At 73.8% G+C, this 15,988-nt stretch carries 14 protein-coding genes; 2 read left to right on the top strand and 12 right to left on the bottom strand.

The genetic code is table 11. From position 1 onward, the window contains the following. Positions 1-7: 7 nt before the first annotated feature. The 8 genes from IH61_RS0114755 to IH61_RS0114720 are packed head-to-tail and all read right to left on the bottom strand — an operon-like array spanning position 8 to position 7,504. Positions 8-1,702 carry an AMP-binding protein gene (locus IH61_RS0114755; protein ID WP_037972726.1) on the bottom strand — a complete coding sequence of 565 codons (1,695 nt, stop codon included), beginning with the start codon at positions 1,700-1,702 and terminating at the stop codon, positions 8-10. Further along, positions 1,699-2,829 carry a Glu/Leu/Phe/Val dehydrogenase dimerization domain-containing protein gene (locus IH61_RS0114750; RefSeq protein WP_051837059.1) on the bottom strand — a complete coding sequence of 377 codons (1,131 nt, stop codon included), beginning with the start codon at positions 2,827-2,829 and terminating at the stop codon, positions 1,699-1,701. Before IH61_RS0114750 ends, IH61_RS0114755 begins: the two co-directional genes overlap by 4 nt. Positions 2,830-2,860: 31 nt before the next feature. Then, on the bottom strand, positions 2,861-3,424 hold the full coding sequence (locus IH61_RS0114745; protein ID WP_031069668.1) for a type 1 glutamine amidotransferase: 564 nt from the start codon (positions 3,422-3,424) through the stop codon (positions 2,861-2,863). Further along, positions 3,421-4,230, bottom strand: coding sequence for an acetylglutamate kinase (locus tag IH61_RS0114740; RefSeq protein ID WP_031069667.1), 810 nt, complete (start codon positions 4,228-4,230; stop codon positions 3,421-3,423). Before IH61_RS0114740 ends, IH61_RS0114745 begins: the two co-directional genes overlap by 4 nt. After that, positions 4,227-5,282, bottom strand: coding sequence for an N-acetyl-gamma-glutamyl-phosphate reductase (gene argC, locus IH61_RS0114735; protein WP_031069665.1), 1,056 nt, complete (start codon positions 5,280-5,282; stop codon positions 4,227-4,229). Before argC ends, IH61_RS0114740 begins: the two co-directional genes overlap by 4 nt. Continuing rightward, positions 5,279-6,130 (bottom strand): ATP-grasp domain-containing protein, encoded by an 852-nt coding sequence (locus IH61_RS0114730; protein ID WP_031069663.1) that lies wholly within the window; start codon positions 6,128-6,130, stop codon positions 5,279-5,281. Before IH61_RS0114730 ends, argC begins: the two co-directional genes overlap by 4 nt. 1 nt (position 6,131) lies before the next feature. Next, positions 6,132-6,317: a hypothetical protein gene (locus tag IH61_RS0114725; RefSeq protein WP_031069661.1), complete on the bottom strand. Its 186-nt coding sequence runs from the start codon at positions 6,315-6,317 to the stop codon at positions 6,132-6,134. A gap of 35 nt (positions 6,318-6,352) precedes the next feature. Continuing rightward, positions 6,353-7,504 carry an isopropylmalate synthase gene (locus tag IH61_RS0114720; protein WP_078911104.1) on the bottom strand — a complete coding sequence of 384 codons (1,152 nt, stop codon included), beginning with the start codon at positions 7,502-7,504 and terminating at the stop codon, positions 6,353-6,355. 257 nt (positions 7,505-7,761) lie between these two features. Between IH61_RS0114720 and IH61_RS0114715 the strand changes: the two genes are divergently transcribed. After that, positions 7,762-8,538, top strand: coding sequence for an arylmalonate decarboxylase (locus IH61_RS0114715; RefSeq protein WP_031069658.1), 777 nt, complete (start codon positions 7,762-7,764; stop codon positions 8,536-8,538). A 54-nt stretch (positions 8,539-8,592) separates the two neighbouring features. On the opposite strand, the gene IH61_RS0114710 is transcribed toward IH61_RS0114715, so the two are convergent. The 4 genes from IH61_RS0114710 to IH61_RS0114690 all read right to left on the bottom strand — a co-directional run bounded on the left by IH61_RS0114710 (position 8,593) and on the right by IH61_RS0114690 (position 12,844). Continuing rightward, a complete protein-coding gene (locus IH61_RS0114710; protein ID WP_051837057.1) occupies positions 8,593-9,309 on the bottom strand; it encodes a response regulator transcription factor in 717 nt (238 codons plus the stop codon). A 57-nt stretch (positions 9,310-9,366) separates the two neighbouring features. Further along, positions 9,367-10,569: an IS701 family transposase gene (locus IH61_RS0114700; protein ID WP_420713922.1), complete on the bottom strand. Its 1,203-nt coding sequence runs from the start codon at positions 10,567-10,569 to the stop codon at positions 9,367-9,369. A 441-nt stretch (positions 10,570-11,010) separates the two neighbouring features. Then, complete coding sequence (locus IH61_RS0114695; protein ID WP_031069651.1) at positions 11,011-12,240, bottom strand: MFS transporter; 1,230 nt, start codon at positions 12,238-12,240, stop codon at positions 11,011-11,013. A gap of 58 nt (positions 12,241-12,298) precedes the next feature. Beyond that, positions 12,299-12,844 carry an SDR family NAD(P)-dependent oxidoreductase gene (locus IH61_RS0114690; RefSeq protein ID WP_031069649.1) on the bottom strand — a complete coding sequence of 182 codons (546 nt, stop codon included), beginning with the start codon at positions 12,842-12,844 and terminating at the stop codon, positions 12,299-12,301. 194 nt (positions 12,845-13,038) lie between these two features. Between IH61_RS0114690 and IH61_RS0114685 the strand changes: the two genes are divergently transcribed. After that, on the top strand, positions 13,039-15,988 hold a 2,950-nt coding region (locus IH61_RS0114685), incomplete at its 3' end, for a BTAD domain-containing putative transcriptional regulator (RefSeq protein WP_031069647.1).

Here is a 15,988-nt window from a genome sequence, read left to right as displayed (position 1 = left end):
TGCCCACCTAGGCCCTCTCTTTCGGAGCCCCGTACCGCTCGCGCAGCTCGGCCTTGCGGACCTTGCCGGTGAGGGTCTTGGGCAGCGCGGGCAGCAGCTCCACCCGCTCGGGCAGGAAGCGCTCGTCGTGGCCCGACTCGCGTACCCGGGCGCGGACTTCGTCGAGCGTCGGGCCGCCCTGCTCGCCGCGCGGGACGACGACGGCGAGGATCACGGGATCAGCGCCCTCCGCGATGCCGGGCAGGCCGACCAGCGCCGCCTCGAGGGCCTTGGGGTGGCCGCCGATGACGGCCTCCAGCTCGGTCGTGGGTGCGACCAGCCCGCCGCGCACGACGGCGTCGCGGGCCCGGCCGATGATGCGCAGGCCCCCACGGCCGTCCTCGCGGGCGAGGTCCCCGGTGTCGAACCAGCCCTCGGCGTCGAACTCGGCGTCGAAGACCTCCTGGCGCCGGTAGTAGCCGAGGGCGAGGGAGGCGCCGCGCACCTTGAGGCGCCCGGCACCGCCGGCCGTGCCCTCAGCCGTGCCCTCGATGCGGGTGCTCATGGCCTCGATCGGGCGGCCGTTGCTGTGGGCGGCCCAGTCCTCGGGGTCGGCGGGCCCGGTCATGGTGACCGGGCCGTTCTCCGACATGCCCCACAGCGAGTACGTACGCGCACCGAGGGTCTCGTGCACCTCGTCGGCGAGAGTCTGGAGGACCTGCGCCGAACCGATGACGACGTGCTGCAGGCTGCTGGTGTCGCGCCTGCGCTCGCGCTGGGAGGCGGCGACGTCGGAGAGGGTGGCCGGCGGGCCGTACAGCAGGGTGGCGCCGTAGCGCTCCACCAGATCGAGCAGCGCCTCGTTGGCGCGGACGTCCTGGAAGGCGACGGTGCCGCCGAGCAGGACACCCGCGAGGATGCCCTGCGCGAAGCCGGAGTAGTGGACGAGCGGGGTGGAGACGGCGGCCGTCCAGTCACCGTTCGTGCCGAAGCCGAAGGCGTCGACGTAGCCGCGCACGGCGGAGTGGACGGTGTTCTGGCTGTGCAGGACGCCCTTGGACTCGCCGGTGGTGCCGGAGGTGAACAGCACCACGAACGGCTCGTCGGCGCTCAGCGCCAGCCCGTCCAACTCGCCCGTCCCGTCGGCCTCTTCGTACGCCGGGGCGACGAAGTGGCCGTGGAAGGAGAGCGCGCCGTCGGGCACCGGGCCGTCCACCACGGCGACGTGGGCGAGCGAGGGCAGTTCGGCCTTCAGGCCGGTGACGATCCGCGCCAGCGGGGTGCCGTCCCACTCGGGCAGGGTGACGACCACCCGGGCCTCGGTCAGGCCGAGGCGGTGGCGCAGCTCCTCCTCCGGGCAGACCGGCGAGATCGGGCAGATGACCGCCCCGACGCGCAGGCTTGCGAACAGCAGCGGCACCATCTCCCACCGGTTGGGCAGCTGGACGGCGACGACGTCGCCCCGGCGCACGCCCAGGCGCAGCAGCGCGAGGGCGAACCGGTCGGTGAGGCGGGCGAGTTCGGCGTAGTCCAGGGTGTCGGTGCGCGCCTCGGCGACGCGGCGGGCGGCGATGGCGAGCTTGTGGGGGCGCTCGCGGGCCTGGCGGTGGAGGTCGTCGAGGAAGGTCTCCTCGCGCCACCAGCCTCGGCTTCGGTACTCGGCGGCCTGCTCCCTGGTGGTGGCACGGACGGCGGCGGCCGGGACGGCTGCGGGCGCGGTCACGAGCCGTCCTTCAGGCGGTCCTTGCGGCGGGCCTCCAGCAGTTCGGGCAGCGGGTCGCCCGCCCGGCCGGCGGCGATCTCCAGCAGGTCCCGGGTGTTGCGCCGCACGCGGTCGCCGACCCAGTCGAAGACCCACGTCTTGCGGGCCTCCGCCTCCAGGTCGAAGGGGACGACCCGGGTGACGGCCAGGGCGGCGGACGCGGCCCCGCCGATGTTGGCGATCACGCCCGGCACCAGGGCGGCGCCCGAGGCGGCCACCTTCTCCTTGGCCGCGGCGCTGGAGCCGAGGTTGGCGCCCTCGACGACCAGTCCGGCCCGCAGCCGGTGGGCGTTCTCGGCGCCGAGCGCGTACTTCTGCGCCGCGAGGACGAGCAGGTCGGCGTCGAGGTCGAGCCAGGCGTCCGGCTCGGTGGAGAGGGTGACGCCCTGCGGCAGGCGGGAGCGGTCGATGCGCCCGAACTCGTCGGTGATGGCGAGCAGTTCGGCGACCGGAAGCCGGTCGGCGCTGATCGTGCCGTCGATGTCGGCCACGCCCACGACGATGTGCCCGCGCTCCTCCAGGAACTTCGCGACCGAGCGGCCCACCGTGCCGAAGCCCTGCACCACGACCCGGGCCTTCTCGGTGTGCCCGCGCGCCTCCAGGGCGGTGACGGCGGCGACGCCGACGCCGTGGCCGGTGACGTCGATCAGCGGCTCGTAGTAGGTGCGCCAGTCGATCGGCATGTCCGGGGCGCCGAGCCGGTAGCGCGGGTCGTACCCGGCCTCGGCGAAGAAGACGGCCCGGTCGGCGGAGGTGACGCCCATGTCGATGCCGAGGTGGATGCCGCCGTGCAGCAGGGGCTTGACGGTGCGGCCGAAGGTGCGGAAGGTCTGGTCGCGGTCGGTGCCGTCGGAGACGATGCCGCCCTTGGCGCCGCCGATGCGCAGCCCGGCGAGGGTGAACTTGTCGGTCATGTCGCGGGCGAGGCCCCGGACCTCCTCCTCGGTCACCCCGGGGGTCATCCGCACCCCGCCCATGGCGAGGCCGTCGACGAGCGAGTCGACGACGACCCAGCCCTTGATGGCGCCGCCGCTGCCGTTGAGGTGGGTGACGAAGGCGGGCTCCTGCACGTCTTCCGGAATGCTCATCGGTTCGTCCTTGCCTGAGGGGTGAGTGGGGTCAGCGGTACAGCTCGGTGAAGCCGCGCAGGATCCGCAGGCCGTCGCTGCGGAACTCCAGGTGCGCCTGGGCGCCCAGGATCCGGCCGTCCTCGCTGCGCAGGAACTCCACGGGCGCGTGCTCGGAGCGGCCGATGGAGCGGAAGCCCTCGGGGGCCTCCTGGAGGTAGAGGGTGTGCCGGTGGAACACCGTCACTTTCGGTTCGACGTGGCTGAACAGCGGCTCGGTCGTGTCGACCTGCACCTCGTAGCCGCCGACGCGCTGCGGTCCCTCGGCGAGGCGGCCCCCGGCGGAGACGGCGAGGATCTGCATGCCGCCGCAGATGCCGAAGACCGGCACGTCGGAGGAGAGGATCAGGTCGACCAGCGGCCTGTAGTGGTCGAGGTCGTAGGCCCGCACCTTGGTACCGCTGAGCACGATCGCCTGGTAGCGGCCGTCCAGGCTCGACGGCACGGACAGGGCGTCGACGGCCTCGGTCTCCGAGCCCAGGTCCTCGAAGCGGCGCCGCAGTTGGGGCAGGGACAGGGTTCCGTTGTCGACCACCAGAACGCGGGGCTTCGTCATGACCGTCCTCCTCCCGTTCGCTCGATGACGGTGCCGGTACGGCCGGCGAGCAGCTCGCTGACGGGCGCGCTGCCGATGACGACCCGCCCCGCGCCGCGCTCCAGGGCTTCCCCGGCGGCGCGCAGCTTCTTGCGCATGCCGCCGGTGGCGCCCTTGTCGCGGAACGCGGCGGCGGCCTCGGCGCCGATCTCGCGCACCGGCTCGCCGTCGATCAGCAGGTGGGCGACGTCGGTCACCAGCACCAGCTCGGGCGCGCCGACGGCCCCGGCGAGGGCGGCGGCGGCCCGGTCGGCGTCGGTGTTGACCTCCCGCCCGGCGGCGTTGCGGGCCAGCGGGGTGACGAGCCTGGCCTGGCCGGGCTCCAGGCCCTTGAGCAGGGTGGGGTCCGCCTCGCGGACCGGGCCGACCAGGTTCTCCAGCTCGACGAGCTGCTTGCCCTGCCACCACCAGCGCTCGGCCTCGCCGGCCGTCAGCAGCCCGTCGCTGCCGAGCAGCCGCGCGGCCTCGAGGCCGCGCCGCTCCAGCCGGTCGAGCACCTCGGCGCCGAGGCGGGCGCTGACGGTCCTGATGTCCTCGATCACCTCGGGCGTGGTCCAGCGGCTCTGGTTGCCGTACCGGTCGCGCAGGATCGCCGAGGGCTCGCGGTAGCGGGCGTGGTGCTCGCGCAGCGGCTTGGACCAGCCGTGCACCAGGACGAGCGGACGGCTGCGGCCCAGCTCGGCCAGGTCGTCCCACCAGGCGCCGTCCAGGCCGTCCAGGCAGCTGCCGCCGAGCTTGACGACGGCGGGGGCGTGGTCGGTGCTCATGCGGGCATCACCGGCTGCATGGTCAGTCCCGTCTCCTCGGGCAGTGCGAAGCGGAGGTTGGCGGCCTGTACGGCCTGCCCGGCCGCGCCCTTGACCAGGTTGTCCAGGGCGGCGAGGACGACGATCCGCCCGCCCTCCTCGTCGAGGAGGGCCGTCACGTCGCAGTAGTTGGAGCCGAGGACGGCCTGCGGGTCCGGCACCGGGATCAGCGTCTCGGTGTGCCGGCGCACCCGGACGAACCGGTGCCCCTTGTAGAAGCGCAGGTAGGCCCGTTGCAGGGTGCGCTGGTCGACGGCGTCGTCGGTGAAGACGTAGCTGCTGGTGAGCAGCCCGCGCACGTGCGAGACGCCGTACGCGGACATGCTCAGCGAGCCGACCGTGCCGGGCTTGCTGCGCTCCAGGAAGTCGGCGACCTCGGCCGCGTGCCGGTGGCCGGTGGGCGCGTACGGGGCGATGGCGCCGTTGCGGTAGGGGTGCAGGTCGGCGGTGCGCAGGTGGACGCCGCCGCCGCTGGAGCCGCTCTTGCCGTCCACGACCACGGTCCTGAGGTTCAGGCCGAGGCCGAGGGTCAGCGGGGCCAGGCCCAGGGTGATGGAGGTGGCGTAGCAGCCGGGCAGGGAGATCAGCGCCGCGTCGGCGAGCTGGTCGCCGACCAGCTCCGGGACGCCGTAGACGAACCGGTCGGCGAGGTCGGCGCGGCGCGCGACCTTCGGGTACCACCGCTCGTGCCGCTCCTGGGAGCGGATGCGGAAGGCGCCGCTGAGGTCGATGATCGCCGGGACGCGGTCGGCGAAGCGCGCGGCCAGCTCGGCGGAGACGGGCGCGGGCGTGGCCAGGAAGAGGACGTCGACCTTGCCGGCGACGTCGTCGGTGACCGGCTGCACCGTCAGGCCGTTGTCGATGCGCAGGTTGGGGTGCAGCTCGGCCGGGCGGCGGCCGATGTTGGAGGAGCCGCCGAGGAAGGTCAGCTCCAGGTCGGGGTGCTGGGTGATCAGTCTGATGAGATCGCCGCCGGCGAGCCCTGAGGCGCCGACGACTCCTGCGCGGATCATGAGAGGAGCTCCTGCACGTAGCGGCCGACGGCCGAGGGGACGTCCGCGCCGGTGGTGGTGGCCACGGCCCGGAAGCCGGGGGCGTGGTTGACCTCGTTGACGAGGAAGCCGTCGTCGGTGCGGAACAGGTCGACGCCGTAGATGCCCGGGCCGAGTTCGGCCGTCACGGCCTCGACGATCTTGACGACCTCGGGGTCGTGGGCGAGGGCCCGGCTGTCGTTGCCCAGCGCGGCGTTGTTGCGCCAGTCGGTGCCGCCGCTGGCGAACTCGGCGGCGCCGACCAGCTCGTGGCCGACGACCAGGCAGCGCACCGAGGTGCCGCCGCCGAGGTACGGCTCGACCAGGCACGCCTGCTCGAAGGCGTGGCCGAGGTCCTCGACGTAGTCGTAGACGGACTGGGCGGTGTCGGAGTGCCGAATGAGGGTGACGCGCTTGCCCATGCCGCCGAAGACCGGCTTGAGGACGACGGGCAGCTCGATCTCGGTGAGCGCCTGCTCGAAGTCCTTGCGGGAGAGCACCAGCCGGAAGTCCGGCACCGGTACGCCGGCGGCGCGCAGCAGGATGCGCAGCTCGGCCTTGTTCTCGCAGGCGTGGATCGCCCGGGCGGTGTTGAGGACGCGCGCCCCGGCCGCCTCGGCGAGGCTGGCGACCAGGCCGCCCCGGGTGTAGCTGCGGCTGCGCACCAGCACGGCCTCGTAGCCGCGCAGGGACGGCGCCCCGGGGTGGCCCAGGCACAGGGACTCGTCGTTGACCCAGTCGATGCTCAGGCCGAACTCGTCGGCCTGCTGGATGAGTTGGCGCTCCTCCCAGGCGATCCGGTCGGCGACCAGAGCGACGTGACGGGCCATCTCACTGGCCCCAGTCGCGCAGCTGGACCTCGACCATCTCCAGGGTCAGCCGCCCGTCCGTGATCTCCTCGACCCGCAGGGTGAGGAGGCATTCCGGGCAGGAGAGGGTCTCGCCCTGGACGACCGGGGGGACGGTCAGGTCGGTCTCGCACTCCGGGCAGGCGCCGGAGAGGGTGGCGGTGGTCATGGTGGAACTCCGTTTCCTTGCAGAGGGGTTGTTGTTCAGGCGGCCTGGTAGTCGATCGCGGCCTTGCGGACCGCGTCGCGGTCCAGGAGCGGGGCGCCGGAGCGCTCCTGGCGCTCGATCAGCCAGCCGGTGAGCCCGTCGGCGTCGACGTCGATCCCGGAGTCGGCCAGCGCCCACCGGACGAGCGCCGGGGTAAGCCGGGTGCGCACCCGCAACTCCCGGCTGTTGCCGACGAGTTCGGCGGGCAGGGTCTCGTACGCCTCCGGGTGGGTGAGCTGGCCGGGCAGCTCGTAGGCGAAAGCGTGCTCGGTGGTGGGCCCGGACTGGAACGCCTCGCCGAGGCCCGCGCCGGTCAGCGCCAGGCGGGACAGCTCGGTGAGGTGGGTCAGGTCGAAGCGGGTGTCGCCGTGGACGATCCGCAGCGAGGTGAGCAGCTCGGCCAGGGGCGCGTTGCCGCCCCGCTCGCCGATGCCGCCGACCGTCGCCGAGATCCACCGCGCCCCGGCGCGCACGGCGGCCAGGGAGTTGGCCACGGCCATGCCGAGCATGTTGTGGGAGTGGATCTCGATCTCGGAGCCGTCGATGGCGGTGAGTTCGCCGATCACCTTCTCCATCTGCCAGGGCGACAGGTAGGCGACGGTCTCGGCGAGCCGGAACCGGTCGGCCCCGGCCTCGAAGCCGGCGGTGACGTACGGGACGAGCCGCTCCTTGGGGGTGCGGGCACCGTCCTCACCGCTGAAGGTGACGTGGAAGCCGCGCTCCTTGGCCTGGGTGATCGCCGAACGGGCCAGCGTGTTCAGGAACTTGGCGCTCGGTGAGCCCAGCTTGAGCTTGGCGTGCTGCTCGGAGGTGGGGATGGAGTACATGACGTGGCGCACGCCCAGGCGCTCGGCCTCGTCCAGGGCCCGGGCCACCTGCTGGCGGTCGCGCACCACCACGAGCGTCATGCCGCGCTCGGGGCCCACGGTCTCGTGCACGGCCTCCACCAGGTGGGCGTCCTTGGAGCCCGGGCCGGAGACCATGCCGACCTCGACCAGCTCGACGCCGGTACGCACCAGCAGGCGGGCGATGGCGGCCGCGTCCTTCGGCCCGAACTCGACTCCGGCCATGTGTGCGGAGTCGCGAAGCGTCGCGTCCGATATCCGGGGCGGGTTCGGGAGTTTCTCGTGGTCTTCCACTGCTGCCATTTCCGTCCACTCCTTGTTCCGGGCGGGGAATTCGCTCCCCGTTTCCGGAGGCATTCGGTGAACCGCAATCCGGGAACGGTTGCGGCGGCGCTGATCAACAGCCTCCCCGGTGCGGCCGGTCGAAGGCAATGACGGCCGCGTAAAAAGGATGTTGATTACTGTCAGGAATTGTCAGGAAGGACAGGCCGTGCAAGGACGGCGTGGACCGTTCGCAAAACACCGGCGATTTCGGCGGCCCGGCGCCTACCGTGCCGTTCATGGACCTTCTCCCACTGCCCCGGCTCGGACTCGTCGTCCCGCCCGAGAACCCCACCGCGGAACCGGAGTTCGCCGCCCTCTTCGGCCACCGCGTCAACGTGTACACGGCCCGCTTCCCGGTGACGCCGGGCCTGGACCTCCTGGACATGCTGGAGTCCTACAACCGCGTCCTGCCCGACACCCTCGGCCTCTTCGGCGGGATGCGCCTGGACGGGGCCGTGGTGGCCTGCAGCGCCTCGCACTACCTGCTGGGCCCGGACGGCGACCGCGCCTTCTGCGAGGACCTGTCCGAGCGCGCCGGGTACCCGGTGTACTCCTCGACCCGGGCCACCCTGGCCGCCTGCGAAGCCCTGGGCATCCGCCGGCTCACCCTCGTCTCGCCCTACCAGCCCTGGCTGACCGACACCTCGCGCGGCTTCTGGGAGCGCGCGGGCCTGACCGTCGACGGGGTGGTGACCGTCCCGGTGCCCGGCAGCGGCGGCAGCGGCAGCGGCAGCGGCAGCAGCGACGAGGAGCACGACCCGTACCGGGTGACCACCGCCGCGATCCTGGACCGGCTCGACGCGAGCACCTACCCGAAGGACACCGCCCTGCTGTTCACGGGCACGGGCATGGCCACCCTCGCCGCCCTGGAGGAGCTGGCCCGGCGCGAACCCGGCCGCACCCTGCTCACCTCCAACCTGGCCTCCGCCTGGTGGGCCCGCCGCGCCCTGCCCGGCGCGGACGCGGGCGAGGCGCACCCGCTGCTGCGGCGGCTGGAGACCGCAGGGGTCTGACGAACAGCGCGAAGGGCCCGGGCACCTACGCCCGGGCCCTTCGTGGCGGCGGACCTACGACGCCTCGGGCATCTCCGAGGTGTCCAGGACCTCCGGGGCGCGCCCGCCCGCGTACCCCATCCGGTACCCCACCCCGCGCACGGTGGTGATCCACCGGCCGCTGCCGAGCTTCGCCCGCAGGCTGCTGACGTGCGTGTCGATGGTGCGGCTGGTGCAGGCCCAGTTGCTGTCCCACACCGTCGCCATCAGCTCGGTACGCGAGACGACCGTCTCGGGATTGACGGCCAGCGCGTGCAGCAGGTCGAACTCCTTCGAGGTGACGGGCACCACCCGGTCGTGCAGCCGCACCTCCCGCCGGAGCGGGTCGATGTGCAGCGGGCGCAGCGAGATGGCCCGCGCCCCGGCGGCGGCCGCGCCCCGGGAGCGGCGCAGCACGGCGTCGATCCGCGCACCGATCTCCCGGAACCCCCAGGTCCGCACCACGCAGTCGTCCGCGCCGGCGCGCAGCGCGAGCACCCGCTCGAGGCCGTCGTCGCGGTCGGTGACGGCGATCAGCGGGGTGTCCGCACCGCTGCGCACCGAGCGGCAGACCTCCAGCCCGTCGACGTCGGCGAGTTCCAGTGAGAGCAGCACCAGGTCGGCGTCGCGGGCGGCGCGCAGCGCCCGGGCTCCGGTGTCGACGCTGCGCGTGGTGTAGCCCTGTCTGCGCAGGTCGTGCTCCATGGCCTCCGCGGCGGAGACGTCCCCCTCCACCACGAGTACGTTCGTCATTGCAGTCGTCCCCTCTCCCTCGGCTCCCCCGGTCCCCCCTCTTCCGCCCGGTGCCCGTCAGCCCGCGGCGGCGCCGATCGCGGCCTCGGGCGGGGACCACTGGCGCGGGAGGACGGCGGGGGCGCCGTCGAGGTGCTGGTGGACGTACGCGGCCGAGGCCATCGTCATGTGGTGGTGCCAGCCCGGGTAGGAGCGGCCCTCGAAGTCCAGGGCGCCGAAACGTTCCTCCAGGACCGAGAGGGCCGACAGGGCGGCGCTGCGGCCGCGCACCAGGGCGAACACCTGGTCCACCGACTGCTCGGTCAGGCTGGTGATCCAGTACCGGGACGGCAGCTGGCCGTCCACGGCGGACCGCTCCAGGATGCGGTAGGTGCGCCCGGCGCCGTCGGCGCCCGTCTGCTGCGGAAGCCGTACGGTGCCCGCGTAGGCGCGGATCGGCACCACGTTGGTGCGCCCGTCCGGGGTCTGGCGCGTCATCATCTGCGACTGCCGGGCGTGCCGGATGCCCATCAGCGCGCCGACGGTGCTCACCCTCGGCGAGTGCCGCCCCGCGAGGACGACCTGGCCGGGGTCGACCTCGCACACCACGTCCAGCCGCTCCCTCGCCAGGCCCGCGAGCACGCCGGCCGCCTCCTCGTACCCGGTGAGGTCCAGCACCCAGGGCAGGGCGGCGAGGCTCGGCAGGGCCACGGCCCGCACGGCCTGCTCGAGGACGTGGGCGCCGGCCGGGCGGGCGGTCTCCGCCTCCGGTATCCGGGCGCGCCGTCTGAGCTCCTCGTCCCGCTCCCAGGCGCCGCCGAGCAGCAGGCTCCAGTCCACCGGGAAGGCGCGGCCCTCCGCGACCAGGAACAGGCCCAGCGCCCGCTGGCCGTGCACCCGCTGCCCGGTCGCCGGGTCCGTCCGGGCGTGCACGCCCACCGAGTGGTCACCGCTCTTGGGGATGGCGAGTTCGGCCACCGTCCAGGCGAAGGGCGCCGCCACGGCGGCCACGCGCTCGGCGAGCCGGCGGCGCACCGGCTGCCAGTCCCAGGGGCTGACGTTGATGAACTGGTGCAGCCCGTGCACCGCCGCCGGCGGCAGGGCGCCGAAGCGGGCCAGACGCCGGGGCGTCTTGCGGCCGGAGCCGTGCACCAGGCCCCACAGATAGGCCCGCGCCCAGCGGCGTTGTTCCACCCGGTGGAGCGAGCGGAAGACGTCCTCCACGAAACCCCGCATTTGCGCGTCTTCACCCGTTGCCGCGCGCGTCCCACTCGACAACATAACGCTGAGCCCCCTCGTATCTCGCAACGCCCGCCGACGCCCGCAGACGCCCGCACCGAGGTCTGGGTACGGGTCGGGGTCGGTGCATCGTGCAACTTGTACGGCCAACAAAATACCTGCGAAGGGACATTCCTGTCCTTCGACCGTACGGACTTCGGGACTTCGCACGCTGAGCTGGGCGAACACGGACGATTGTTGCGGGAGGACGAAGGGGAACGGAGGCAGAAATCTCAGTTCGGCCCGAAATCGATCCCCCACCCCGGGTTCGACCCGGAACTGTAAAAACTTCATGAACAAACCACCCGTGGGAAAAACGCCGACGACCGCCGAAGGCCGGGGGATGCCTTCGGCGGTCCGTTCTCGGGCCGACCGTACGCGGCGTCAGCGGCGGCGCGCCTCCAGGGTGTCGAGCGCTCGCGTACGTCCGGTCTCCGGGATCCCCTACGCGGCCGGCCTCCTGACGGGGAACCCGTGGCCGCGGGCGAGCACCACCACGGCGATCACCGGCAGCATCAGCAGCAGCACGCTCCACGGCAGGGCGTCCGCCCCGCTCACGTCCAGCAGCACGCCGCCGATCACGCCGCCGCCCGCCATCGCCACGTTCCACAGCGTCACCAGCATGGCCTGCGCCGCGTCGGCGGCCTCCTCGCCGCCCGCCTCACCGGCCGCCGTCTGCAGCAGGGTCGGCACCCCGCCCCAGCCCAGACCCCACAGCACGGCCGCCACGTACACCAGCGCCGTCTGGTCGGCCAGCAGGGCCAGCACCGCCGCGGCCACCGCGACCAGCAGCGAACTGGCCACCGTCAGCGCCCGCAGCCGCCGGTGGATCTGCGCGCCGACGATCCAGATGCTCGCCAGCGAGGCCGCGCCGAACACCAGCAGCACCAGGTCGGTGTTCCCGCCGATGCCGAGGTCGTCCAGGAAGGAGGCGATGTACGCGTAGATGATGGTGTGCGCCAGCACGAAGACCAGGGTGACGAACAGGATCGCCGCCACGCCCGGCACGCGCAGGGCGTGCAGCATCTTCGGCCGCTCACCGCGCTCCTGCCCCGGGAAGTCCGGTACGGCGGCCACGATCCAGGCCAGCAGCAGCACGGTCAGCACCGTCATCACCAGGAAGGCCACCCGCCAGCCGGAGACCTTCCCCAGGAAGGTGCCCGCCGGCACGCCCAGCGACAGCGCCACCGGGATACCCGCCATCGCCACCGCGATCGCCCGGCCCTGCAGGTGCGGCGGGGCCAGCCGGCGCGCGTACCCGGCCAGCAGCGCCCAGGCCACGCCCGCCGCGATTCCGGCGACGAAGCGGGCCACCATGGTCAGGCCGTAGGCGGAGGAGACGGCCGTGACGGTGTTGGCGACGGCGAAGCCCGCCATGGACGTCAGCAGCAGCCGCTTGCGGCGCCAGGCGGAGGTCAGCGCCGTCAGCGGGATCGCGGTCAGCGCGGTGCCGAGCGCGTAGATCGTGACCGTCTGCCCGGTCGCGGACTCGCTCACACCCAGGTCGCGGCTCATCGCCGGGAGCAGACCGGCGGGCAGGGTCTCGGTGAGGCTCGTGATGAAGACGGCGGTCGCGAGGGCCAGCAGGGCGAACATGGGCAGCTTCTGCGCCTCTGTGTCCTGCTGTGCCGCCGTCTGGTCGGTCTTCGCCGCCGAATCGGCTGCGGTGCTCATGGAAGTGCTCCAGGGTTGTCGCGGACGGGGGTTCGGGGTTCGGTGAGGGGAGGTCGTCCTACGGGGAACCGAGCCCGCCGTCGACCGGCAGGCGGACTCCGGTGGTGAACGTCGCCTCGGTGGCCAGGAACAGCGCGGCCCGGGCCACCTCCTCGGCGGCGCCGAGACGGCCCAGCGGCGGCAGGGGTGGTACGGGTGCCCCGCCGGGCACCTCGATACAGCCCGGCGCCACGGCGTTGACGCGCACGCCCCGGGAGACCAGCTCCCCCGCGAGCGCACGCACGGCGGCGGACGGCTGGCCCGCCGCCGTCAGCACGACCGCGCCGCCGTCCCTCAGGTGCGCCAGCAGCGGCCGGGCGGTGGCAGCGGTGTCGGCGAACAGCAGGTCCACACCGTCCCCGGGGCCGAGGCGGGCCGTCAGCTCGGACGCGGCCACCACCCGGGCACTGGAGCCGAGTTCGGACCCCAGCGCCCGGCGCTCCTCGGCGGACGGAGCGGTCAGCACGACCCGGGCGCCGCCCTCCACCAGGCGCTTGGCGATGGCCAGCCCGATCGCGGTGGCCTCCCCGACCACGACGGCCGTACGGCCCGCGTACCTGGTCATGCTCCCGCTCCCTCCCACGCTCGTGCTCCCGCACCCGTGCCGGGAACGCGTGCTGCGACCGGCCGATACGACTGTGCGCCCGGCCGCTTCGGGAAACCTTCGGACCGGCTGACGGCCGCTTCGGGCCCCTCCCGTACGGCTCTGACCTGGGTGGCCGTCGAGAACCACGGGCCCCGTGACGTACATTGACGCGCATGCGGTTTGGGGTGCTCGGCCCACTGACGGTGTGGGACGACGACGGGGTGGCCATCAGCGTTCCGGAGACGAAGGTCCGGGCGCTGCTCGCCGACCTGCTCGCACACGACGGCGGCCCGGTCCCCGCGGACCGCCTCATCCACGACCTCTGGGGCGACCGCCCGCCCGGGCGGCCCGCGGGCGCCCTGCAGGCCAAGGTCTCCCAGCTGCGCCGGGCGCTCGGCCGCGACCACGTGGTGCACCAGCCCGCCGGCTACCGCCTCCAACTCGACGCCGCCACCGACGAGATCGACGCCGCCCGCTTCCTCGGCCTCGTCGGGCGCGCCCGCGACGCCGCCGACCCGGCCACCCGCGCCGCGCTGCTCACCGAGGCCCTCGACCTGTGGCGCGGGCCCGCCTACGCCGACTTCGCCGACCAGGAGTTCGTCCGCGCCGCCGCGCAGCGCCTCACCGAACAGCGGCTGTCCGTCCTCGAGGAACAGGCCGAGGCACGCCTCGCCGCCGGCGACCACACCCTCCTCGCCGGAGAACTCGCCGACCTGACGGCCCGCCACCCCCTGCGCGAACGCCTGCGCGCCCTCCAGATCCGGGCCCTGTACGCGGCGGGCCGCCAGAGCGAGGCCCTCGCCGCGTACGAGGACCTGCGCGCACGCCTCCTCGACGACCTCGGCGTCGACCCGAGCCCCGAACTCGCCGCGCTCCACCAGGCGGTACTGCGCCAGGCCCCGGAACTCAACGCCGCCGCTCCCCCGCCACCGCCCGCGCCCGCCGCCGCCTCCTCCAACCTGCCCGTCGCCCTCACCCCGCTCATCGGGCGCGACGAGGCCCTCGCCCACCTCGCCCAACTCCTGCGCACCGCCCGCCTGGTGACCCTCAGCGGCCCGGGCGGCGTCGGCAAGACCCGTCTCGCCGTCGCCGCCGCCGAGGCCGTCCGCCGCGAGGGCCTGCCCGACGGCACCTGGTTCGTGGAGTTCTCCGGCGTCCGCCACGGCACCGCCACCGAACTCGCCCAGGTCGTCGCCTCAGCCCTCGGCATCAGCGACCACGCCCCCGCCGCCCTCCCCGTCTCCGGCGCCGGAACCTCCTCCCCCGCCCACCACCTCGCATCCGTGCTGCGCGACCGGTGCACCCTGCTCGTCCTCGACAACTGCGAACACGTCGTCGACGCCGCCGCCGACCTCGCCACCCTCCTGCTGAGCACCGCACCCGGCCTGCGCGTGCTGACCACCAGCCAGGAACCGCTCGCCCTGCCCGGCGAGGAGGTCTTCCTCGTCGAACCGCTCCCCACCGACGACGCCGTCCGGCTCTTCACCCAGCGCGCCGCCGCAGCGGCCCCCGGCTTCTCCCCCGCTCCCTCCGACCTGTCGGCCGTCACCGAGATCTGCCGCCGCCTCGACGGCATCCCCCTCGCCCTCGAACTCGCCGCCACCCGCGTACGGGCCCTCGGCGTCCACGAGTTGGCCACCCGCCTCGGCGACCGCTTCCAACTCCTCACCTCCGGCCGGCGCGGCGCACCCGAACGCCAGCAGACCCTGCGCGCCGTCATCGACTGGAGCTGGGAACTGCTCAGCGCCCCCGAACGCATCGTGCTGCGCCGCCTCGCCGCGTTCAGCGACGGCTGCGACCTCCAGGCCGCCGAAGCCGTCTGCGCGGGCGACGGCGTCGCCGTCTCCGAAGTGGCCGACCTGCTGATCCGGCTCGTCGACCGCTCCCTCGTCCTCGTGGTCACCTCCGCCACCGGCCCGCGCTACCGCCTCCTGGAATCCGTCGCCGCCTACGCCACCGAACGCCTCCACGAGATGGAGGACCTCCCCGCCGTCCGCGACCGCCACCTCACCCACTACCTCGCCCGCGCCGAACGCGCCGAACCCGAACTGCGCAGCACCTGCCAGCGCACCTGGCTCACCCGCCTCGACACCGAATCCGGCAACCTGCTCGCCGCCCTCGACGAAGCCCTCCGCCGCGCCACCGCCGGAGCCCCCGCCCAGGCCGTACGCCTCGCCACCGCGCTCGCCTGGTGGTGGCTCGTGCGCGGCCGCCTCACCCGGGCCCGCCGCAGCCTGCGCGCCGTCCTCGACGCCGCCCCTTCGGCGTACGACGCCGAACTCACCCTCCTCCACACCGCGTTCACCCTCCTCACCGGCGCGCCCGCCGCCCCCGTCCTGGCCGCCCCCGCCCCCGACGGCGACGGCCTCTGCGACCCCGTCCGCCGCGCCCGCTCCCTCTGGCTCTGCGCCTACGGCCTCTTCAGCGCCGGAGCCGCCGACCGGAGCACCGAACTCAACGACCGCGCCCTGAACCTCTTCACCACCGCCGGCGACCAGTGGGGCACCGCTGCCGCCCTCGGCCTGCGCGCCACCCTCGCCCTCATCCGCGGCGACCTCGCCGGCCTCGGCCGCGACGGGCTGCGCAGCGCCGCCCTCTTCCGCGAGATCGGCGACCGCTGGGGCGAACTCCAGACCGTCTCCCCGCTCGCCGCCCTCGCCGAGATCAAGGGCGACTACGAGGAGGCCGAACGCCGCCAGCTCGAAGGGCTCCGCATCGCCCGCGAGCTCGACCTCGCCGCCGAAGTCTCCGCCCGCACCTCCGGTTTGGGCCGCCTCGCCCTCCTCGCCGGCGACTGGGACCGCGCCCGCGACCTCCACGAACAGGCCCGCCGCAGCGCCACCGAACAGGGCTACAAGTACGGCGAGATCCACGCCGAAATGGGCCTCGCCCTCGGCGCCCGCCGCTCCGGCGACCTCGACGCCGCCGAAACCCACCTCCACCACCTGCGCGACGGCTACGCCGACGTCTCCTCCCTCGCCGGGGACCACCTCGTCCACGCCGAACTCGGCTTCCTCGCCGAACTCCGCGGCGACGCCGCCGCGTCCGCCACCCACCACCTCCGCGGCCTCGCCGTCGCCCACACCCTCGCCGAACCCCGCGCCCTCGCCCTCTCCCTCGAGG

This window comes from Streptomyces sp. NRRL WC-3742 (genome assembly GCF_000720635.1).
In the GTDB taxonomy this organism is placed as follows: Bacteria; Actinomycetota; Actinomycetes; order Streptomycetales; family Streptomycetaceae; genus Kitasatospora.
The sequence above is the reverse complement of the archived record's forward strand: the minus strand, read 5'-3'. Positions and strand labels throughout refer to the sequence as shown.

What these genes read in the sequence shown, in the direction of transcription:
- IH61_RS0114750 (WP_051837059.1), bottom strand. Translation starts at nt 2,829, where the DNA reads ATGAGCATTCCGGAAGACGTGCAGGAGCCCGCCTTCGTCACCCACCTC.
- IH61_RS0114715 (WP_031069658.1), top strand. Translation starts at nt 7,762, where the DNA reads ATGGACCTTCTCCCACTGCCCCGGCTCGGACTCGTCGTCCCGCCCGAG.
- IH61_RS0114710 (WP_051837057.1), bottom strand. Translation starts at nt 9,309, where the DNA reads ATGACGAACGTACTCGTGGTGGAGGGGGACGTCTCCGCCGCGGAGGCC.
- IH61_RS0114700 (WP_420713922.1), bottom strand. Translation starts at nt 10,569, where the DNA reads ATGTTGTCGAGTGGGACGCGCGCGGCAACGGGTGAAGACGCGCAAATG.
- IH61_RS0114725 (WP_031069661.1), bottom strand. Translation starts at nt 6,317, where the DNA reads ATGACCACCGCCACCCTCTCCGGCGCCTGCCCGGAGTGCGAGACCGAC.
- argC (WP_031069665.1), bottom strand. Translation starts at nt 5,282, where the DNA reads ATGATCCGCGCAGGAGTCGTCGGCGCCTCAGGGCTCGCCGGCGGCGAT.
- IH61_RS0114695 (WP_031069651.1), bottom strand. Translation starts at nt 12,240, where the DNA reads ATGAGCACCGCAGCCGATTCGGCGGCGAAGACCGACCAGACGGCGGCA.
- IH61_RS0114745 (WP_031069668.1), bottom strand. Translation starts at nt 3,424, where the DNA reads ATGACGAAGCCCCGCGTTCTGGTGGTCGACAACGGAACCCTGTCCCTG.
- IH61_RS0114720 (WP_078911104.1), bottom strand. Translation starts at nt 7,504, where the DNA reads ATGGCAGCAGTGGAAGACCACGAGAAACTCCCGAACCCGCCCCGGATA.
- IH61_RS0114690 (WP_031069649.1), bottom strand. Translation starts at nt 12,844, where the DNA reads ATGACCAGGTACGCGGGCCGTACGGCCGTCGTGGTCGGGGAGGCCACC.
- IH61_RS0114730 (WP_031069663.1), bottom strand. Translation starts at nt 6,130, where the DNA reads ATGGCCCGTCACGTCGCTCTGGTCGCCGACCGGATCGCCTGGGAGGAG.
- IH61_RS0114740 (WP_031069667.1), bottom strand. Translation starts at nt 4,230, where the DNA reads ATGAGCACCGACCACGCCCCCGCCGTCGTCAAGCTCGGCGGCAGCTGC.